Genomic DNA, 20626 nt, shown 5'->3' on the forward strand with positions numbered 1-20626 from the left:
TCAGCCCTCTCCCTTGCGCCGACGCCCGCTCCAGCGCTGGGCCAGGTTGATCAGCAGCAGCATCAGGAACGAGATCACCAGCATGGCCACCGCCAGCACGGTGGCGCTGGCGTAGTCGTACTGCTCCAGGTGCACCACGATCAGCAGCGGCGCGATCTCCGAGACCATGGGAATGTTGCCGGCGATGAAGATCACCGAGCCGTATTCGCCAATCGCGCGCGAGAAGGCCAGGGTGAAGCCGGTCAGGGCCGCCGGCAGCAGCTGACGGATCAACACCCAGCGCAGCACTTGGGCCCGACTGGCGCCCAACGTGGCGGCGGCCTCTTCCAGCGCCGGGTCCAGGTCCTGCAATGCCGGCTGCACGGTGCGCACCACGAACGGAAGGCCGACGAACACCAGCGCCAGCGCGATGCCCGCCGGCTTGAACGCCACGTCGAGCCCAATCGCGGCCAGTGGCGCGCCCAGCCAGCCCGAAGGCGCATACAGGGTGGCCAGCGCGATGCCGGCCACCGCGGTGGGCAAGGCAAACGGCAGGTCGATCATCGCATCGAGCAGGCGGCGCCCGGGAAAGCGATAGCGCACCAGCACCCAGGCGGTGAGCGTGCCGAACACCAGGTTGACCAGCGCCGCGCCCAGCGCCAGGCCGAAGCTGAGCCTGTAGGCGGCCAGCGCGCGCTCACTGGTGGCGATGCGCCACACCTCGGCCCAGGGAATCCCGGCCACCTTGATCAGGGCCGCGGCGATGGGCAGCACCACGATCAGCCCCAGCCAGGCCAGGGTCAGGCCCAGGGTCAGGCCAAAGCCGGGATGCACGCGGTGCACGCCTCGCCCACCGGCGCGCGAGGCGCCAGGAACGACGGAGGAAACGGCAGTGATGTTCATGGCGAGCGCGGCGACCTGCAGAGCACGCGCCTAGGGCGCGCGCGCGGCGAAGATGCGATCGAACTGCCCGCCATCGGCGAAGTGCTCGGCCTGGGCCCGCTTCCAGCCACCAAACATCTCATCGACGGTGAACAGATCCATCTGCGGGAATTCGGCCGCGTGCCGGGCCAGGACGTCGGCCTGGCGCGGACGGAAGTGGTGCTCGGCGGCCAGCTCCTGCCCTTGCGGCGAGTAGAGGTATTGCAGGTACTCGCGCGCCAGCGCCTCGGTGCCGTGCTGGCGCGCGACCTTGTCCACCACCGCCACGCTCGGCTCGGCCAGGATGCTGGTGCTGGGCCGCACGATCTCGTACTGGTCGCTGCCGAATTCCTGCAGCACCAGCAGCGCCTCGTTCTCCCAGGCCAGCAGCACATCGCCGATGCCGCGCTGGACGAACGTCGTCGTCGCCCCGCGCGCGCCGGTGTCGAGCACCGGCACCGACTTGAACAGCCGGGTCATGTAAGCCTGCGCGTCGGCCTGGCTGCCGCCGCGCTTGAGCACCGAGCCCCACGCGGCCAGGTAGTTCCAGCGCGCGCCACCGGAGGTCTTGGGATTGGGGGTAACCACGGCGACGCCGTCGCGACCCAGGTCGGTCCAGTCACGGATGTGCTTGGGATTGCCCCGGCGCACCACAAACACCACGGTCGAGGTGTACGGCGCACTGTTGTCGGGCAGCCTGGACTGCCAGTTGGCATCGACCAGGCCGTGGTCGACCAGGGCATCCACGTCCGAGGCCAGCGCCAGGGTGACCACGTCGGCCTCCAGGCCGTCGATCACCGAACGCGCCTGCTTGCCCGAGCCGCCGTGGGACATGCGCAGCGTCGGCGCGCTGCCATGCTCAGCCTGGTAATGCTGGATGAAGGCCTTGTTGAAGGCCGCGTAGAACTCGCGGGTGGGGTCATAGCTGACGTTGAGCAGGGTGACGTCGGCCGCCGCCTTGGTGGCGGGCTTGGCCGCTTCGCCAGGGGCCGGCGCATCCCCGCCGCAGGCGGACAGCACGAGGCTCAGACCGGCGCCAAGCGCGGCCAGGGAGAGGCGACGGATCAGGGGGAAGGTCATGGGGTATTCCTGTCGACAAGCGCCGCCTGCGCGGCAAGAGGAACAGCGGTGCGCCCGTGCAGCGCGCTGCTGGTGGGGGCCAACCCCAGGTCGGCTTCGTCGGGCTGCACGATCAGCCAGGTCCAGCGCCCGGCCAGCGCCTGGATCCAGGTCTGCTGACGCAGCCCCAGGCCGGCACGCGGTCCCAGGTCCAGCACGGTCAAGGCAGCGGCCGGATCCAGGGCAGCGCCGGGGCCGGCATCGACCTTGGCCGTGGCCGTGGTGCCCAGGGTGGTGAAGGGAATCCGGCGCAGGGTCAGGGCATCGCGCCAGCGCTGCGGCGGCGCAGTCGCCGCCGGGGGCGGCAGGTGCCCGTCCAGGTCGCGCACCTCCACCCGCGCGCCCAGGCGCTCGGCGATCTCGGCCGGCAGCTCCAGCTCCGGCTGGGCGCTGGAAAACGCCCGCAGCAACATCGACCAGTGCCCGCCTTCCGGCCAGGCCGCCGGCGCATCGCCGGCCAGCAGGACATGGCGCAGGTCGCGTTCGGCCAGCAGATCCAACAAGCGCGGGCCATGGGCCAGGCTGGCCGGCAGCACCACCAGGTCATAGCGCTCGCCGTCCAGGTGGGCGCGCGCGGCCTGCCACAGGTCCAGCCCCGTCGGGCCGGTGTCCACCAGCTTCAGATCGCCGGCGAAGGACTGGCGGAACTGTTCCAGCGGCTGCCGCAGCTGCGCATCGCTCACCGCGCCGCCCAACACGGTGAGCAGCGCGTGCTGGCGCTCGCCCCAATGCAGCAACGCGGTGGCCAACGCGCGTCCCTCGCGGGTCGCGTCGGCCAGGACCAGCACGCGCAGATCCGGCTGTGACACCGCGTGCAGGGCGCGCGCGCAGACCGACACCCGGTCGCCCGGCTGCACCGGCATCAGGCGCGCTTCCTCCATCGAGCGCAGGGCCTCGATGCGATAGCGGCGCCCGCCCGCCTCGGGCTGGACCGGGTCGATGGCATCCAGCTCCAGGTAGACCCGCTCGCTGGCGCCCAGGTACTCGGCGCGCTTGACCAGCGCCTCGCGCACGAACCGCCCCGGCGCCGAAGCCGGCTCGCGGTCCGGCTCGTCCAGCCACAGTTCCTCCGGGCGCAACAGCACCTTGACCCGCTGCGGGATCGCATCGTCGGCCGGCCGGTCGCCTTCCAGGCGCACCCGCACCCCGCCAGGGGTCAGCTCGCCGGGCAACAGGTTGGCGCGCCCGACGAAGCCGGCCACGAACTCGGTGCGTGGCGCGCGATAGAGCTGCTGCGGCAGTCCCTGCTCCAACAGGCGACCGCGGTGCAGGACCATGATCCGGTCGGCCACCGAGAACGCTTCTTCCTGGTCATGGGTGACAAACACCGCCGTGGTGCCGATGCGCTTGAGCACCTCGCGCAGGCCCTGGCGCAGGTCCTGGCGGATGCGTGCGTCGAGTGCGCCGAAGGGCTCGTCCAGCAGCAGCAGGCGCGGCTGGTGCGCCAGCGCCCTGGCCAGTGCGGTGCGCTGGCGCTGGCCGCCGGAGAGCTGGCCGGGATACTTGCGCGCGCTGCCGCCCAGACCCACGAGCTCCAGCAGTTCGTCGCGGCGACGCTGACGGGTGAGACGGTCGACCTTGCGCACGCGCAGGGCGAACTCGACGTTGTCGGCCACGGTGAGGTGCTCGAACAAGGCGTAGTGCTGGAACACGAAGCCCAGGTCACGCTCGCGCGGCGGCAGCGTGGTCACATCCTGCCCGTCCACGCGCACCGTGCCGCTCTCGGCGCCAGCCAGCCCGGCGATCACCCGCAAGATGGTGCTCTTGCCGCTCCCCGAAGGCCCGAGCAGGGCGACCAGTTCACCATCGTCCACGCGAAAGCTCACGTCGTGGACGACCGCGCGGCCCGCATAACGCTTGGTCAGATGGGAGACGTCCAGGGACATGGGCCGTCCAGGCTTGGCGTGGGGGATGGCCAGTGTCGACAGCGCCGGTCACGGCGTCAGTTGCGGCCCGGTTACGGCGCGGTCACGGGTGCGCGCAGCGCCGATGGCAGAACGCGCCTTCACGCGGGCGCCGCGGTGCCGGGATAATGCCGACTCCCTTGTCGCTTCCGCCCGCATGTCCCGTACCGAATCGCGCCTGAGCCAGCTGTGGGCACACGAGAAGGCCAGTTATGGCCTGCGTGTGTTCATCGCCCTGGGCGTGGTCATGGCCGTGTGCTGGAGCCGCGGCACGCTGCTGGCGATCCCCTCGCTGTTCCTGGGCATCATCGCCAGCGCCCTGGCCGAGACCGACGACAACTGGTGGGGGCGAACCAAGTCGGTGCTGCTGTCGCTGTTGTGCTTCGCCCTGGCCACCAGCGCGGTCAAGCTGCTCATGCCCTACCCGCTGGCCTTCGTGTCCAGCATGGCGGTGGCGACCTTCCTGCTGACCCTGCTGGGCGCGCTGGGCGAGCGCTATGCCTCGGTCGCGGTGGGCACGGTCAGCCTGTCGATCTACACGATGATCGTGATGGACCACGGCGCGCCGGTGGGCGAAAGTGCGCTGGCCTCGTGGCGCAACCCGGTCCTGCTGATGATCGGCGCGGCCTGGTACGGCGTGCTGTCGATCGCCTGGGCCGCGCTGTTCGCCAACCGCCCGGTGCGCGAGCGCCTGGCCCGGCTGTTCCGCGAGCTGGGCCTGTTCCTGCGGCTCAAGGCGGACCTGTTCGAGCCGGTGCGCCAGGCCGACCAGCAGGCGCGTCGCCTGGCCCTGGCCCAGCAGAACGCCAGGGTGGTCGAGGCGCTCAATGCGGCCAAGACCGCGATCCTCAGCCGCTTCGGGCGCTCGGGCCGCCCGGGTGTGCAGTCCGGACTGTATTTCCGCCTGTATTACATGGCCCAGGACTTCCACGAGCGCGCCAGCTCCTCGCATTACCCCTACGAGGCGCTGACCGAGGCGTTCTTCCACAGCGACGTGCTGTATCGCTGCCAACGCCTGCTGGCGCTGCAGGGCAAGGCCTGCGCGGCGCTGGCCACCGCCATCCGCATGCGCATCCCGTTTGAATACGGCGAGCGCACGCGCATCGCCACCGCCGACCTGGGCGAGTCGCTGGCCTTCCTGCGCGCCCAGCACAACCCGCAGTGGAACCGCCTGATCGGCTCGCTGGAACTGCTGGGCACCAACCTGCAGAGCATCGAGCGGCGCCTGGCCGAGACCGCGCTGGCCGACACCACCAGCGAGGGCATCGACACCCGCCTGCGCGATTCCTCGCCGCACACGCTGCGCGAAATGGCCACGCGCCTTGCGGCACAGTTCACGCGCAAGTCGCTGCTGTTCCGCCATGGCTTGCGCATGGCCATCGCGCTGGCCGTGGGCTATGGCGTGCTGCGCGCGGTGCATCCCGAACACGGCTACTGGATCCTGCTGACCACCGCGTTCGTGTGCCGGCCCAGCTACGGAGCCACGCGTCTGCGCCTGGTCCAGCGGGTGGCCGGCACGCTGGTCGGCCTGGGGATCACCTGGGCGATGATGCAGCTGTTCCCGGACACCGAACTGCAGCTGCTGATCGCCCTGGCCTCGGCGCTGCTGTTCTTCGTCACCCGCACCGACCGCTACATGGTGGCCACCGCCGCCATCACCGTCATGGCGCTGTTGTGCTTCAACCTGCTGGGCAACGGCTTCCTGCTGCTATGGCCGCGCCTGCTGGACACGCTGATCGGTTGCGCCATCGCCGCGGCCGCCTCGCTGCTGATCCTGCCGGACTGGCAGGGCCGGCGCCTGCACCTGGTGATGGGCAGCGTGGTCCAGGCCTGTCAGCGCTACCTGGACGAAGTGCTGGCCCAGTACCGCGGGCGTGGCGGCGACGACCTGGGCTATCGCATCGCCCGGCGCGACATGCACAACGCCGATGCCGCCCTGTCCGCGGCGCTGGCCAACATGGTGCGGGAGCCAGGCTTCCTGCGCGGCAACCTGGAGGCGGGCTTCCGCTTCCTGGCCCTGTCCAACACCTTGCTGGGCTATCTGTCGGCACTGGGCGCACATCGCGCCGCGCTGGCGCCGCATCCCGACGATGCCCTGGTCGACCAGGCCGGCCAGCGCCTGCACCTGGCCCTGGTCACCCTGCACGAGGCCTTGTCCGCGCGGCGCCCGCTGCCGCAGGACCTGGAGGCAGGCACGTCCGAGCTGGCCGATACGCTGGAACAGATGCCCGAGGACATCGACGGCAAGCAGCGCCTGCTGCGCACCCAGTTGGCCCTGGTGCTGCGCCTGCTGCCCAAGCTGCGCGCGGCCGCCGATGAGGTGATTGCCGGCCCGGCCGTCGAGCCTGAAACCCCGCCACGGGCCGCGACGGCCTGAAGCGTCGGCGGCCGCGGCGCATCATCGGACGGTCTGAGGTCGCGCCGCTGCGCCTGCGGCTTTGGGCGAGGCGGGCTCGAGTGTTCGGCGAGAACTGCAATGTTCTTGCGATCCCAGCACCGCGCGTTGTGCTGCTGTACCGCCAGCTGATCGACGAACAGCCGCCCGGCCTCAGCTCATCGCCCGCGTGATCTGTACCTGGCCTCCACCGCGGATGCGACAGGCTGGGCCGTCCTGGTCGATGGTGGCGGCGCCATCGCCTGCTTTCCCACGCTCTCAAAGGAGTCCCCATGAACATCGATCTTTCCGGAAAGACCGCGCTGGTCACCGCCTCCACCGGAGGCATCGGCCATGCCATCGCCTACGGCCTGTCCGAGTCGGGCGCCCACGTGATCGTCAACGGCCGCAGCCAGGCCAGCGTGGACGCCGCGCTGGACAAGCTCGCCAAGGCGCTGCCCACCGCGCGTTTCACCGGCCTGCCCGCCGATTTGTCCGATGCCGCGCAGACCGAGACCTTGATCCAGGCGTTGCCCCAGGTGGACATCCTGGTCAACAACGCCGGGGTCTTCGGGCAGATGGATTACTTCGCCACCGATGACGCCGAGTGGGAGCGCTACTGGCAGACCAACGTGATGAGCGGCGTGCGCCTGTCACGTGCACTGCTGCCGGGCATGGTCGAGCGCGGCTGGGGCCGGGTGGTGTTCATCTCGTCCGAGTCGGGACGCAACATCCCGGCCGACATGATCCATTACGGGGTGTCCAAGACCGCCCAGCTCTCGCTTTCGCGCGGCCTGGCCAAGCGCGTGGCCGGCAGCGGGGTGACGGTCAATGCGGTGCTGCCCGGGCCGACGCTGTCCGATGGCTTTGCCGCGATGATGCAGGACGAGGTCGCGCGCACCGGCAAGTCGCTGGAGGAAGTGGGCAAGGCGTTCGTCATGACCCACCGGCCCTCCTCGGTCATCCAGCGCCCCGCGACGGTCGAGGAAGTCGCCAACATGGTGGTCTACGTCTGTTCCCCGCAGGCCTCGGCCACCTCCGGCGCGGCGCTGCGCGTGGATGGCGGGGTGGTCGACGATATCGTCTGATGCCCGATGCCGCACGGCGGCTTTGCCGAAGCCGCCGCGATGGCCTAGGCTGCGCCCAGCTTTCGCACGGAATCGCGCATGTCGTCGGGCCACAACCAGTTCCAGCTGCTCCGGCAGCGCCGCTTCCTGCCGTTCTTCGCCGTCCAGTGCTTCGGCGCCCTCAACGACAACGTGTATCGGCAGGCGATCATCGGCCTGCTGTTCTGGCTGGGCATCGACCCGGCCCAGCGCACGCTTTACACCAACCTGGCGCCGGCGTTGTTCATCCTGCCGTACTTCCTGTTCTCCTCCATCGCCGGCCAGTTCGCCGAGAAGCTGGAGAAGCAGCGCCTGATCGTGATCACCACCACGATGGAGATCGCGATCATGTCGCTGGCCGCGGTCGGCTTCTTGAGCCAGAACATGGTCGTGCTGCTCATCGCGCTGTTCTGCACCGGACTGCAGTCCACGCTGTTCGGTCCGGTGAAGTATTCGATCCTGCCCTCGGTGCTCAAGCCCGAGGAACTCACCGGTGGCAACGGGCTGGTGGAGATGGGCACCTCCATCTCGATCCTGGTCGGGATGATCTTCGGCGGGCTGATCTTCCAGCTGGCCGGCGCGCATGGTCCGATCGCGGCGGCCACCGCGGTGATCGCCCTGGCGGTGACCGGCAACCTGGTCGCGCGCCAGATTCCGCACGTGGATGCCGGCGCGCCGGGGCTCAAGCCCAACTGGAACCTGCTGTCCGAATCGCTGGCGATCATGCGCCTGGCGCGCAAGCAGCTGGCGGTGCGCAACGCGATCCTGGGCGTGTCGTGGTTCTGGTTTATCGGCACGGTGCTGACCGCGCAGCTGCCGACCTATGCGGAAGTGAATCTGGGCGGGCAGCCGTCGCTGTATATCTTCGCCCTGGCGCTGTTCTCCATCGGCACCGGCACCGGCTCGCTGCTGTGCGAGAAGCTCTCCGGGCGCACCGTGGAGATCGGCCTGGTGCCGCTGGGCGCGTTCGGCATCAGCGCGTTCCTGCTGGACCTGTACTTCGCTCGTCCCGGCGCGGCCACGCAGAGCGGGCTGACGGTGATGCACTTCCTGCAGGCACCGGGCAGCTGGCGCATCTGCATCGACCTGGTCGGCATCGGCCTGTTCACCGGGTTCTTCGTGGTGCCGCTGTTCGCGCTGATCCAGAGCCGCACCCCGCGCGAGGAACTCTCCCGCGTGATCGCCGGGGTCAACATCCAGAACTCGCTGTTTATCGTGATCGCCGCCGGGCTGGGCATTGCGTTGCAGCGGTTCCTGGGCTGGTCGATCCCGCAGGTGTTCCTGGCCCTGGCCATCGCCAACGCAGTGGTCGCGGTATGGATCTTCTCGATCGTGCCCGAGTTCCTGATGCGGTTCCTCAGCTGGGTCATGGTCCGCGCGCTCTACCGCCTGGAGCTGCATGGCATCGAAGACCAGGTCCCGGACGAAGGCCCGGCGGTGATCGTGTGCAACCACGTCAGCTACATGGACGCACTGATCCTCTCGGCGGCGATTCCGCGTCCTGTCCACTTCGTCATGTACTACAAGATCTTCAACATCCCGGGCATGCACTGGATCTTCCGCCACGCCAAGGCCATCCCCATCGCTGGGGCGCATGAAGATCCCGAGCTGATGCGGGCGGCGTTCGAGAAGATCGACGCGGCGCTGGCCGAAGGCGAGCTGGTCGGCATCTTCCCCGAGGGCGCCCTGACCCGCGATGGCGACATCGCCGCGTTCAAGTCCGGCGTGGAGAAGATCCTGCAGCGTCGGCCGGTGCCGGTGGTGCCGATGGCCCTGCGCGGCATGTGGACCAGCATGTGGTCGCGGCGCGACTCGCGTCTGCGCCGCATGCGCGTGCCGCGCCGCTTCCGCGCCCACATCGAGGTGGCCGCCGCGCCACCGATGCCGGCCCAGAGCGATGCCGCATCACTGGAAGCGGCGGTGCGCGATCTGCGCGGGGATCGCGCCTGAGTCAAGCTGAATGGGTGGGCGAACCCGGGCTGCTGCTCTAGACTCGGACCTTCACTTACTGGGGAGTTAAGAGGATGAGCACGATTCCGCCGCCACCCGGCCCGCCGATGCCGCCGAACGATCCGCCGCCGGTCAGCCCACCGCCGCAGCAGCCGCCGCCGCAGCAGCCGCCGCCGCAGCAGCCGCCGCCGTACACCCCGCCGCCCCAGGCGGCCGCACCGGGGCCGATTCCCAATCACCTGGTGTGGGCGATCATCGCCACGGTCTTCAGCCTGTGCCTGTGCTGTGGCATCCCGGGCCTGATCACCGGCATCGTGGCCATCGTGTTCGCCGCCAAGGTCAATGGCCTGCTGGCCGCGGGCGACTTCGACGGTGCGCTGCGCGCGTCCAAGAACGCCAAGACCTGGGCCATCGTCACCACCGTCCTGGCCGCGATCGGCCTGCTGTGGACGGTCTACAGCCTGACCCTGGGCCACGGCATGGCCGAGTACCAGATGATGATGGAACAGATCAAGGCGCAGTCCGGCCGGTGATCGCCTGGACGCGCCCACGCGTTGCCCTGCTGGCGGCCACCGCTCCGGTGGCCGCCGCGGGCGCTTGGGTGCTCCAGCATGTCGACCCGAACCAGCCGGGCAATTTGCTTCCCAAATGCCTGTTCCATGAGCTCACCGGCTTGTGGTGCCCGGGCTGCGGCATGACCCGCGCGCTCCATGCACTGGTCCATGGTGATGCAGGCCAGGCCCTGCACATGAATCCGCTGGGCGTGGTGATGCTCGCCGTGCTGCCGGCGATGCTGCTGTGGTCCTGGGGCTGGCAGCCGCGCTGGCTGCGTCCGTTCATGCGCTGGGCGATGGACCCACGCCTATGGCTGGTGCTGATCCCGGCCTACTGGTTGCTGCGCAATCTGCCCTGGCCCCCGTTTACCTGGATGGCGCCGCCCACCTGAGGACGCACCGCCCTGCGGTAGAGCGGACCTCGGTCCGCTGGGGCTTTCTCCGCACGTCGACCGAACCGCGCAGCGGAGCAAGCTCCGCTCTACGGACCCCTGAGACCTGCGCGCACAACAGCGACCCGCGCTGGACCGTAGAGCGGACCTCGGTCCGCTGGAGCTTCCCCGCATGTGGACCGGACTGCGCAGCGGAGCAAGCTCCGCTCTACAGACCCCTGAGACTTGCGCGCGCAACGGCGACCCGCGCTACACCGTAGAGCGGACCTTGGTCCGCTGGAGCTTTCCCCGCATACGGACCGGACCGCGCAGCGGAGCAAGCTCCGCTCTACGGGCACCGGGCGTTCGCTGACGCGCGCGGCCGTTCCGCGGGTCAGCTCACCCAGCCGGCGATGACGAACAGCGCCATCAGCGCCAGCCACAGCAGCAGGATGCGCCACACCAGGCTCATCGCATCGCGCAGCTCCGGCATCTCGCGCAGGGGCGGTTGCGGAATACCATCGTCCAGGTAGTCGCGCGCTTCGTCCGCCAGTTCGGCGCGGACGCTGGCCCGCGCCGCCGCGCCAAGAAAGCCGGTCTGCAGCTGCAGTCGGGCCCCGTCGGCCGCGCGCCAGGCCGCGTAGACGGCATCGAAATGGCTCATCAGCGCCATCGACAGCGTCATCAGCTGGGCAACCGGCCACTCCATCATCAGCAACAGGCGCTGGGCCGCGGCCCGATGCCCGGGGGGAAGCGATTGCGCCGTCACCCCGGTGGCCGAGATCGCGCACAGGCGGTACAGCACCGCGCCGAACGGGCCAAGGACCAGAAACCAGAACACCACCGAAAACCAGCGCGCCAGCGCGCTGCGGAACACCGCCTCGACCAGCAGGCCTGGATCGCTCGGCGCAGCGCCGGGTTCCGGCCACAGCTGCGAGATCGCCACGCGCTGTTCGACGCTGTCCTCGGCATCCAGCACGGCGCGGACGTCCGCATCCAGGTCACGTGGTCCCCAGGCCCAGACCAGGACCACGATGCCGAACACAAACCCCAGCACGCCAAGCAGCGGCGCATGCAGCCACCACTGCAGCAGCCCGACGATCGCCAGCCAGGGCAGCATGGCCAGCACCAGCCCGGCGGCCCCGCCCCAGCGCGGCTGCGCGCGCAGGTGGACATCGAGCCACATCAGCCAGCGCGCATAGAGGTCGTGACGCCGCCACGCCGACACGGCATGCGGGGCGAACTGGCCCAACAGCACCGCCACCACGACGGCCACCAGGGTATTGGACATGATCGATTCCTCCGCGGGCGAGTTTAGGACAGGCCCGCGACGGCGCGGCACGGCGCCCTCATGCGGTCATCTTCCGATACCAGTGCTCGATCAGCGCGCGGGCGATGGACAACGGCGGGGACAGCAGCAGTTCGCCCTCGCCTCGCATCGCCGCGCCGATCTGCTCGACCGTGCACCAGCGCGCATCTTCGAGTTCATCGTTCACCACCGGCGGGTCGGGCTCGGCATCGGCCTCGAAGCCCAGCATCAGCGCCCCCGGAAACGGCCACGGCTGCGCGCCCAGGTAGCGTGCCGCGCGCACCCGCACCTGGGTTTCCTCCAGGACCTCGCGCGCAACGGTCTGCTCCAGGCTTTCGCCGGGCTCGACGAAGCCGGCCACCACCGAGTAGCGGCCAGCGGGCCAGGCGGCCTGGCGCCCGAGCAGCAGGCGCTGCCCGTCGCTGACCGCCACGATCACCGCCGGATCGACGCGCGGATAGTGCTCGGTCCGGCATTGGGTGCAGCGCGCGGTATAGCCGGCGCGGCGGACCTCGACCCGGCCACCGCAGACGCTGCAATAGCGATTTCGGCGCTGCCAGTGCAGCAGCGCGCGGGCCTGGGCGAACGCGGTGGAATCGGCGTGGGCCCACTCGGCCGCGGCCTGGCGCAGCTCCATGCGCCCGGTGACGTCCAACGCGATCAGGTCGGCGGAGATCGCGAACCAACCGACCTTGCCGCGCAGGCCCAGGAAGATCGCCTGACCCGGGCCGCCCCCGATTTCTTCACCGGTCGGCGCCAACAGGTTGCCATGCCCGTCGGCGAAGCACTGGCCATCGGCGTCGATCACCAGCACCCGGGCCTGCGGCCACAGCGCGGCCAGGGCCTTGCTGTCGTCACGCAGCGCGTCGGCGCGGTCCAGCGGCTCGGCCACGAACGAAAAACCGGACAACGGTCCGGTCTCGATCGGGAAAGGACGGGGCGGGCGGCCTGTCTGCGCCGGCATCAGACGCTGAAGCTGCTGCCGCAACCGCAGGTGGTCTTGGCGTTGGGATTGCGGATCACGAACTGCGCCCCGTGCAGGCTTTCGGTGTAGTCCACCTCCGCGCCCATCAGATACTGCAGGCTCAGCGGATCCACCAACAAGGTCACCTCATCGGTCTGCAGCGCCAGGTCGTCCTCGGCCCGGTTCTCGTCGAACTCGAAGCCGTACTGGAAGCCCGAACACCCGCCCCCTTCGATATAGACGCGCAAGGCGAGGTCGGCATTGCCTTCCTCGGCGATCAGCTCGCGCACCTTGGCGGCGGCGGCATGGGTGAAGTTCAACGGCCGGTCCAGGGACTGGTAGTCCGGCGTCGGCGCAGTGGTCGGCAGGGAGACAAGCGTGCTCATGGGTGCAGGATGGGGCCAGCGCAGGGCCAGTTCAACCCGCCACGGCCGTCGGCTCGGGCACATCGGCCGGTCCGGGCTCGGTGGCCTCGGTCCAGGTGAAGGACTGGTCCACCCGGGCACCGTCATCGGGCTGCAACCGTGCGGTCACGCGCAGCGGCTTGAACGCAGGCGGCAGCACCACTTCGCCCTCGAGCTGCTGGAAGTACTTGAACGAGTACGCCATGCCATCGGCACCTGGCTGCTGGCGCAGGCGTGGCCAATCCAACGTTTCCAGCTTGCCGTCGTGGGTCCCTTCGACCACCAGCTGCAGGCGCCCACGGTTGACGGCACCGCGGTTGAGGTTCTGGGTCAGTGTCGCTGTGAAATGCCAGGCCTGGTCGGTCTGCGGCACCAGGGTCAGCTGATGGACCGCCAGCCCGCGGCGCTGGGCGGTCGAACCGACGAAGCGCTCGTAGAAGGCCACGTCCGCACGTAGGCCGGCGATCTGCTCATCGCGCTCCCCCAGGGTGTCCTGCAGGTCCCGGTTGGCCTCGCGGCTGATCTGGTCCGAGCGCGACAGCGTGGCGACCTGCTGCTCCAAATCGCGGGCGTGCGCCTGCGCGGCGCGCCACTCGGCCGGCGTGGGCAGGGCACTGGCCGCCGGCGAAAACACCATCCACGCGCCCCATGCGCCGAAGGTCAGTGCGACCAGCACCGCAATGCCTAGACCGATCACCAGCACACGCGCGCCGCGGCTGACCGGCAACAGGTGCGGCCCATCCGGGCTAGGCGACGACGCGACGGGTTCGGACGGGGACATGGCCGCAGCATAGCCAGCCCCGCTTGAGAGCGTTCTGAATGCCCGGCGCAGGGGCCGGGACGCGTTCAGCCGTTGGCGGCCAGCGCCAGCGAAGGCGACGCATTGGGACGTTCCTCCCCGGGCGCCGCCTGCTCCTGGTCCTGCAGGTGGACCAGGTTGCCGCTGAGCACGGCACCCGCCCGCATTTCCACGATCTTGTAGTGCACGTTGCCGTTGACCCGCGCCTTGGGCGCAAGCTCCACCCGCTCGGCGGCGCGCACGTCGCCCTCGACCCGCCCATTGAGGATCACGACCGGCACATCGATCTGGCCTTCGATCACGCCCTGCTCGGCCAGGGTCAGCATGGCCGGCTGGCCCGGGGCAGCAAAGACACGCCCGTGGATGCGGCCTTCCACCACCAGCCCGCCGCTGAACTGCAGGTCGCCTTGCAACACGACCTGGGCGCCGATCAGGGTGTCCACGGCCTGACCATCGTGAAAGCTGCTCTTTTTGTTCTTCAACATGACATCTCCAAGCGGGGATCGGGGTGGGTCGCGCCTGCGGCTCAGGCGTCAGCGGTCGTCCAGTCGAATTCGCGCTGCAGGGGCGCCTGCTCGGGCACCAACAAGGACACCCGCACCCGGTGCGGGGTGAAACCGGCCGGCAATACCACGTTGCCGCTCAGCTCCTGGAAGTAGCGGAACGAAAACGCCTGCGGGCTCGCTGCGTGGCCGGGGTGCAACTGCGCCCAGTCCAGCACCTCGCGCTTGCCCTCGCGGGTGCCTTCCACGCTGAACTGCATCTTGCCGCTGCTGATCGCACCCCGGTTGAGGGTCTGGGTCAGCACCACGCGATAGCCGAAGGCGCCATCGCCGTGATCGGAAAAGCGCGTGGAAAACGCCCCCAGCCCCTTGCGCTCGGCGGTCGGTCCGACCAGGCGCGCGTAGAAGGCCACGTCACTGCGCAGATCGGCGATCTGGGTCTCGCGCTGAGCCAGGGTGTCCTGCAGGTCCAGATTGGCGGCCCGGCTGATCCGATCGGACTGCTCCAGCAGCGCGACCTGGCGACGCAGCCGTTCCAGTTCGGCCTGCACCTGGCGGGAAGGCGCGCCCACGGCGGGCGCCGGTGCTGCCGCGGAGGCGGTGGCGGTGGACCCCGCATCGGCCCACCACCACACCGCCGCGCCGGTGACCAGCAGCGATAGCAGCCAGGCCAGCACCAGGGCGCTGCGACGCCAGTTCGAGCGTCGGGGTTGCGCGGTAACGATGCGGTACTGCGGGAAGGTGGAATTCATGGGCGGCAGGCAGGTGAAACGGACGAATCGGGCGCCCGGTCGGGCCGGACCCCACGCGCGGGCGCGACCCCGGCGGGGCCTATACTTGGGACGAGCTGACGGGCCCCTGTGCATTCACGCCCCCGTCACGACCCAAGTCTAGGGGATCTGGCGCCATGACCGAAGCCCACCTGTTCGTGATCGGGATCCTGCTGGCCTGGATGGCGGGCATCCGCGTGTATCTCACCGTGTTTGGCATCGGCCTGGCGGGGTTGCTGGGCTGGGTGGATCTGCCCCCTGCCCTGCAGCCCACCGAGTCGTGGTGGGTGCTGGGGACGTCAGGGGCCCTGGCGCTGACGGAGTTCTTCGCCGACAAGATCCCCGGCGTGGATTCGATCTGGGATCTGCTGCAGACCCTGGCCCGCGTCCCGGCCGGCGCTTTTTTGGCCGCGGCCACGCTGTCACCGGATGGGCAGTTGGGGACTGGCGCGCTGGCGGCCGGCGCAGGCGTGGCGCTCACCAGCCACGTCCTGAAATCCGGCACGCGCGCCCTGCTCAACACCTCGCCCGAACCGGTCAGCAACTGGACCGCCTCGCTGACCGAAGACGCCATGGTCACCGGCGGCCTGGCCTTGGCCCTGCTGCATCCCTGGCTGGCCCTGGCCGTCGTCGTGATCCTGAGCGTGTCGGTGGGCTGTCTGCTGGTGTGGATCGCCCGCGCGGTCTGGCGCCGTCTGCGCCCCGGTCCCCGCATGGCAGCCTCGCCCCCCTGAATGCGTTCTTGACAGCGTCAGGTGCGGTCCGTCGCATAATGCAGCCTCAGTCTTCCAGGAAGCACGATGTCCGCAACGCCATCGCCCGCCCCATCGTTCCCCGCTGCTGCTGCCCCCTCGTTGGTGCGCGCGGAGATTCCGCCGCCGCACTATTGGCGACGTTGGACCGACGATGTACCGACCATGCAGGCATCCTCGGAGCCGGCCGACGATGCGCCAGCCGCGCCCGATGCCGGCGCTCCCGGCGCGCCGCCCGCGCCAGCCAGCTCGGCTTCCACCGGCCAGGTGGAATCTCCGTACCGCGTGCTGATCGTGGAGGACGATCGACCGCAGGCCCTGTTCGCGCAAAGCGTATTGCATGGCGCGGGCATGCTGGCCGAGGTGGAAATGGATGCGGAAAAGGTCATCGACAGCATCCAGCGCTTCGTGCCGGATCTGTTGCTGATGGATCTGCACATGCCCGGGCGCGACGGCATGGCCCTGACCGTAGCCATCCGTGAGCGTCAGGAGTACCTGGACCTGCCCATCGTGTTCCTGACCGGCGACCCGGATCCGGAGCGCCAGTACGACGCCCTGGACAGCGGCGCCGACGATTTCCTGACCAAGCCGATCCGCCCACGCCATCTGATCGCGGCGGTCTCCAACCGCATCCGGCGCATGCGCCAGCGCGTCCCGGCCCAGCTGATCACCGCGGCGCCGGCGGCCGTGGCCGTCACCCAATCCCAGGATCTCAATCCCGATACCGGCCTGCACACCCGGTCCTATGTCCTGCAGCAACTGGAGTCGGCGCTGGAAGAGCACGCCGAGGGCGGGCTGTTCTTCGTCGAGATCGCCGGCGCACTTGGCCTGCGCGAGCGTTACGGGTACGCCCAGTACGAACAGTTGATGATGCGGGCCGCCCAACAGCTGTCGGCCTTCGCCGCGCCGCAGCCGCTGGCCCGGCTGAACGACAACAGCTTCCTGACCATCGCCCGCGGCCTGCCCAAGGAAGCACAGGAGGGCTTCGCTCGCTCGCTGCACGACCAGTTGGCCAAGGTGTCCCTGCCGGTACGCGGCACCGAGACCATCCAACTGCGCGCGATCATTGGCTATACCGCCTTGGGCCTGGGATTTCCCAACCAGGGCACGGCGATCGAGGCGGCCGAGCAGGCCGCCGTCGAGGCGCGTGGCCTGCCCGGTCATGTGGCTGCCCATGTGCCCGCGCCGACCGCGACCGAAAAGGCCCGCGCCGCGTTGGCCGACACCACGCTGGAGCTGCTGTTCCAGCCGATCGTCTCGGTGGCCGGCGGGGACCAGGCCCAGTTCCAGGTCCTCATGCGCCTGCGTCAGGCCGACGGCAGCCTGCTGCCGGCCGCCCAGGTCGTGCCGGCGGCGGAACTGTCCGGCGATATCGTCGACCTTGATCGCCAGATCGTCGGCCGCGCGCTGGATCTGATCGCGCGTCGCCAGGTCGAAGGCAACAGCCTGCGGCTATTCATTTCGCAGTCCCCGCAGACCCTGGCCCGCGACGATGCCGCGACCTGGCTGCTCGGGGAGATCTCGCGCCGCGGGATCGAACCCAGCTCGCTAGTGATCGACATCCGCCTGTCCGACGCGCTGATCCACACCATGTCCCTGCGTGACTTCTGCCACGCCCCGATGCAGGCGGGCGTGCAGTTCTGCCTGAGCCAGTTCGAACCGGGCACCGAGGCCGAAGCGATGCTCTCGCTGCTGCCGCTGAGCTACCTGCGCGTGTCCAGCCGCTTTGCTGGCGCGCACAAGGACGCCAACCTGCGAGGCCAGCTGCGCGCCACCATCGACTTGGCCCACCGGCAGAACTTGCTGGTGATCGGCCAGCAGATCGAGGATCCGCAGGCCGCCGCCGCCATGTGGATGGGGGGCGTGGACTTCATCCAGGGCAACCTGGTGCAGGGCGTCGGCCAGGACCTGGGCTTCGATTTCCATAACGCGGTCCTGTAGTCGTGTCCGCACCGGGACGTGCGGCCCTGATGTCCTGGCTTGCCGCCGCGGCGGCGGCCCTGCTGCTGGTCGCGCTGTGGCTCGACCTGTCGATGATTCCCGGCCCATGGCTGCTGGTCGCCTTCTCGGCCGGCGTTGCCGCCCTGCTGGCCACCGTGGCGACGCTGGTGATGCTGCATGGCGTGGCACGCCACGCCGAGGCCGCCGATGCGCGTGCGGCGATCGCCGAATCCGAGCGTCAGATGACCCAGCGCGAAGTCGAGCGCCTGGGCCGCATGGAAGGCGAACTGATCAAGGCCAAGCAGGCGGCTGAATCCGCGGTCCTGGCCAAGGGCGAGTTCCTGGCCACGATGAGTCACGAGATCCGCACGCCGCTCAACGGCATCGTGCCGATGCTGGAGCTGCTGTCGCGTTCGGCCCTGGCCCAGGAGCAGCATCAGCTGGTGCAGACCGCGACCAGCTCGTCGCAGGCACTGCTGCGCATCGTCGACGACATCCTCGACTACTCCAAGCTCGAGGCCAACAAGCTCGAACTGGAAAGCACCCCCTTCAACCTGCGCGAAGTCCTCGAGCAGGTCATGCAACTGATGCAGCGCCCCGCCGAGACACGTGGCCTGCGCCTCGGCTTGCAGCTCGACCCCTCGGTGCGCCTGCCGGTGCGCGGCGATCCCCTGCGCCTGCGCCAGATATTGACCAACCTGATCGGCAACGCGATCAAGTTCACCGAACGCGGCTCGGTCACCCTGGTGGCCCGCCGCCTGGGCGAGACCGGCGCCCAGCACCTGTTGCGCTTCGAAGTGCGCGACACCGGCATCGGCATCGACCCCGAGGCCCAAACGCGCCTGTTCAACTCCTTCAGCCAGGCCGACGCCTCCACCACACGCCTGTTCGGCGGCACCGGGCTGGGCCTGGCGATCTGCAAGCGCATCGTCGATCTGATGGGCGGGCGGATCGCGGTGGTGTCCGAGCGGGGGCGAGGCTCGACGTTCTGGTTCGAGATCCCGCTGCTCAAGGCCATCGGCGACCTGCCACCCACCGACACCGCGCCGGGCCAGGCCCGGGTGCTGCTGGTCAGCCCGGACGGGCGCCTGCGCTCGCGGCTATCGAGCCTGATGACGCAATGGGGCCTGTCGCTGCAGTGCGTGGATACGACCCAGGAGGCCCTGGAACGCCTGCGCGCGACCTCCAATGGCTTCACCACCTTGGTCGCCGACCTGGCCAGCGTGCGGACCAGCGCACGCGCGCTGCATCGCGTGGTCGGCCGGGCCACCACTCAGAACGGAATGCAGTTGGTCTGGCTCTACGGCGACGAGCCGGTGCCCGAGGAGCTGCGCCCCGGTGCCACCCTGCTCCCCCGCCAGGCGCACGAGTCGGATCTGCGGGCCCTGCTGAGCCTCATCCCGGCGGCACCGACGAGCACCGAGCACACACCGACCATCCAGCAGCTGCCGCTACCGGAGCCGGAGACCTACACCGGGATGACGCTGCCCACGCCGGCCATGCCGACGGTTGCGCCGGTGGAGACGGATGGACGCAGGTTGCTGTTGGTCGAGGACAACCCGGTCAACCTGGCGGTCGCCGAGAAGATGCTCGAATCGCTGGGGTTTGCCGCCGACCACGCGGTCAACGGCGTCGTGGCGCTGGAGAAGATGGAGCGCACCCGCTATCCGCTGGTGCTGATGGACTGTCAGATGCCGCTGCTCGACGGCTATACCGCGACCCGACGCTGGCGCGAGCGGGAGGCCGAGCGTGGCCAGGCGCGCTTGCCCATCGTGGCGATGACCGCCAACGCGATGGCCGGCGACCGACAACGCTGTCTGGATGCCGGCATGGACGACTACCTGGCCAAACCGGTGGCCCGCCACCTGCTGGACGCCTGCCTCAAGCGCTGGTTGCCGCAGGCCGACGATGAGCATGGCGACCCCGCGCGATCCGAGGTGGCTTCGCAGACCACGGCCTCACCGGAACCGGCAGCACCGGCGCACCCGACGCCCCCCGAAGAGATGCCTCCACCCGCGAGCTCTGCTGCTGCCAGCGCCATCGCCGCGCTGGACACCAGCCTGCTGGACGAGTTGAGTGAGATCACCGGCCCCGATACCGCGCGCATCATCCAGGTGTTCCTGGAGGATGCCCCGCGCCTGATCTCCGAACTGGAAGCCGCTTCGGCCGTGCCCGACCTGCAGGCCATGCGCGCGGCCGCGCACTCCCTCAAGTCCTCCAGCGCCAACATGGGCGCCCTGGCCCTGTCGGCCGCGGCCAAGCGCATCGAACTGGGTGCACGCGAGCAGCGCCTGGACCGCCCGGCGGTGGCGGTGGCGCTGGTGATCGCGGAGTTCGCCCGGGCGCGCGTGGCGCTACAGGCCTACCTGGCGCGCCTGCAAGGCGCGGGCACCGATCAGTCGTCGAGCTTGGTCAACAAATAGTTCGGCTCGCCGATGCGGCCGATCAGGTCCAACTGGGTCTCCAGCCAGTCCACGTGTTCCTCTTCCGAATCGAGGATGTCCACCAGCAGCTGGCGGCTGACGTAGTCGCCGATGGTCTCGCAGTAGGCCACGCCCTCGCGCAACACCGGCAGCGCATCCATCTCCAGCGCCAGGTCGCACTCGAGCATCTCGCGCGGATTTTCACCGATGCGCAGCTTGCCCAGCGCCTGGAAATTGGGAAGCCCCTCGAGAAACAGGATGCGGTCGGCCAGCTTGTCCGCATGCTTCATTTCGTCGATGGATTCCTTGTACTCGTGCTCGGCCAGTTCTTTCAGGCCCCAGTTCTTCAGCATCTTGGCGTGCAGGAAGTACTGGTTGATCGCGGTCAGCTCGTTGTAGAGCACCTTGTTGAGGAATTCGATGACCTTGGCGTCGCCCTTCATCGTCATGGCCCGTGCAGGAAAGATGCGCGGCAGCATACCG

18 protein-coding genes are annotated in these 20626 nt (G+C 69.4%); 8 read left to right on the plus strand and 10 right to left on the minus strand.

What is annotated here, in order from left to right; genetic code table 11:
• Genes cysT through ACORQU_RS03945 form a run of 3 tightly spaced genes read right to left on the minus strand, consistent with a single transcriptional unit; the run spans window position 1 to window position 3905 of the window.
• Window positions 1–882, minus strand: coding sequence for a sulfate ABC transporter permease subunit CysT (gene cysT, locus ACORQU_RS03935; protein WP_491643574.1), 882 nt, complete (start codon window positions 880–882; stop codon window positions 1–3).
• 30 nt (window positions 883–912) lie between these two features.
• Window positions 913–1980 carry a sulfate ABC transporter substrate-binding protein gene (locus ACORQU_RS03940; protein WP_491643575.1) on the minus strand — a complete coding sequence of 356 codons (1068 nt, stop codon included), beginning with the start codon at window positions 1978–1980 and terminating at the stop codon, window positions 913–915.
• Complete coding sequence (locus tag ACORQU_RS03945) at window positions 1977–3905, minus strand: ABC transporter ATP-binding protein (RefSeq protein WP_491643576.1); 1929 nt, start codon at window positions 3903–3905, stop codon at window positions 1977–1979. Before ACORQU_RS03945 ends, ACORQU_RS03940 begins: the two co-directional genes overlap by 4 nt.
• A gap of 175 nt (window positions 3906–4080) precedes the next feature.
• Here ACORQU_RS03945 and yccS point away from each other — a divergent pair, with 175 nt between their 5' ends.
• The 5 genes from yccS (at window position 4081) to ACORQU_RS03970 (ending at window position 10299) form a co-directional block, all read left to right on the plus strand.
• The gene (gene yccS / locus ACORQU_RS03950; RefSeq protein ID WP_491643577.1) at window positions 4081–6300 is read left to right on the plus strand and encodes a YccS family putative transporter; all 2220 of its coding nucleotides are present in this window, start codon (window positions 4081–4083) and stop codon (window positions 6298–6300) included.
• 290 nt (window positions 6301–6590) lie between these two features.
• Window positions 6591–7385 (plus strand): SDR family NAD(P)-dependent oxidoreductase, encoded by a 795-nt coding sequence (locus tag ACORQU_RS03955; protein WP_491643578.1) that lies wholly within the window; start codon window positions 6591–6593, stop codon window positions 7383–7385.
• A gap of 78 nt (window positions 7386–7463) precedes the next feature.
• Complete coding sequence (locus ACORQU_RS03960) at window positions 7464–9353, plus strand: MFS transporter (protein WP_491643579.1); 1890 nt, start codon at window positions 7464–7466, stop codon at window positions 9351–9353.
• Window positions 9354–9580: 227 nt separating this feature from the next.
• Entirely contained in the window at window positions 9581–9886 is a 306-nt protein-coding gene (locus ACORQU_RS03965; RefSeq protein ID WP_491644948.1) for a CD225/dispanin family protein, read from the plus strand.
• Complete coding sequence (locus ACORQU_RS03970; RefSeq protein WP_491643580.1) at window positions 9883–10299, plus strand: DUF2752 domain-containing protein; 417 nt, start codon at window positions 9883–9885, stop codon at window positions 10297–10299. Before ACORQU_RS03965 ends, ACORQU_RS03970 begins: the two co-directional genes overlap by 4 nt.
• A 373-nt stretch (window positions 10300–10672) precedes the next feature.
• On the opposite strand, the gene ACORQU_RS03975 is transcribed toward ACORQU_RS03970, so the two are convergent.
• The 6 genes from ACORQU_RS03975 to ACORQU_RS04000 form a co-directional block, all read right to left on the minus strand.
• A complete protein-coding gene (locus tag ACORQU_RS03975) occupies window positions 10673–11569 on the minus strand; it encodes a hypothetical protein (RefSeq protein ID WP_491643581.1) in 897 nt (298 codons plus the stop codon).
• A 58-nt stretch (window positions 11570–11627) separates the two neighbouring features.
• Window positions 11628–12551 carry an NAD(+) diphosphatase gene (nudC, locus tag ACORQU_RS03980; protein WP_491643582.1) on the minus strand — a complete coding sequence of 308 codons (924 nt, stop codon included), beginning with the start codon at window positions 12549–12551 and terminating at the stop codon, window positions 11628–11630.
• Complete coding sequence (gene erpA, locus ACORQU_RS03985; protein ID WP_491643583.1) at window positions 12551–12937, minus strand: iron-sulfur cluster insertion protein ErpA; 387 nt, start codon at window positions 12935–12937, stop codon at window positions 12551–12553. The genes nudC and erpA overlap by 1 nt, the downstream gene beginning before the upstream one ends.
• A gap of 31 nt (window positions 12938–12968) precedes the next feature.
• The gene (locus ACORQU_RS03990) at window positions 12969–13736 is read right to left on the minus strand and encodes a DUF6776 family protein (protein WP_491643584.1); all 768 of its coding nucleotides are present in this window, start codon (window positions 13734–13736) and stop codon (window positions 12969–12971) included.
• A 65-nt stretch (window positions 13737–13801) separates the two neighbouring features.
• Window positions 13802–14239 carry a bactofilin family protein gene (locus ACORQU_RS03995; protein ID WP_491643585.1) on the minus strand — a complete coding sequence of 146 codons (438 nt, stop codon included), beginning with the start codon at window positions 14237–14239 and terminating at the stop codon, window positions 13802–13804.
• A 41-nt stretch (window positions 14240–14280) separates the two neighbouring features.
• A complete protein-coding gene (locus ACORQU_RS04000; protein ID WP_491643586.1) occupies window positions 14281–15009 on the minus strand; it encodes a DUF6776 family protein in 729 nt (242 codons plus the stop codon).
• A 155-nt stretch (window positions 15010–15164) separates the two neighbouring features.
• On the opposite strand from ACORQU_RS04000, the gene ACORQU_RS04005 reads away from it, so the two are divergent.
• From ACORQU_RS04005 to ACORQU_RS04015, 3 genes are all read left to right on the plus strand, one after another.
• On the plus strand, window positions 15165–15761 hold the full coding sequence (locus ACORQU_RS04005) for a DUF4126 domain-containing protein (protein WP_271644686.1): 597 nt from the start codon (window positions 15165–15167) through the stop codon (window positions 15759–15761).
• A 66-nt stretch (window positions 15762–15827) separates the two neighbouring features.
• Window positions 15828–17720, plus strand: coding sequence for an EAL domain-containing protein (locus tag ACORQU_RS04010; protein WP_491643587.1), 1893 nt, complete (start codon window positions 15828–15830; stop codon window positions 17718–17720).
• Between the two features lie 29 nt (window positions 17721–17749).
• On the plus strand, window positions 17750–20143 hold the full coding sequence (locus ACORQU_RS04015) for a hybrid sensor histidine kinase/response regulator (protein ID WP_491643588.1): 2394 nt from the start codon (window positions 17750–17752) through the stop codon (window positions 20141–20143).
• Here the strand turns inward: ACORQU_RS04015 and bfr are convergent.
• Window positions 20116–20586 carry a bacterioferritin gene (bfr, locus tag ACORQU_RS04020; RefSeq protein ID WP_271648604.1) on the minus strand — a complete coding sequence of 157 codons (471 nt, stop codon included), beginning with the start codon at window positions 20584–20586 and terminating at the stop codon, window positions 20116–20118. The genes ACORQU_RS04015 and bfr overlap by 28 nt on opposite strands.
• Window positions 20587–20626: the final 40 nt, after the last annotated feature.

It is taken from the genome of Pseudoxanthomonas sp. JC1303 (genome assembly GCF_058448525.1).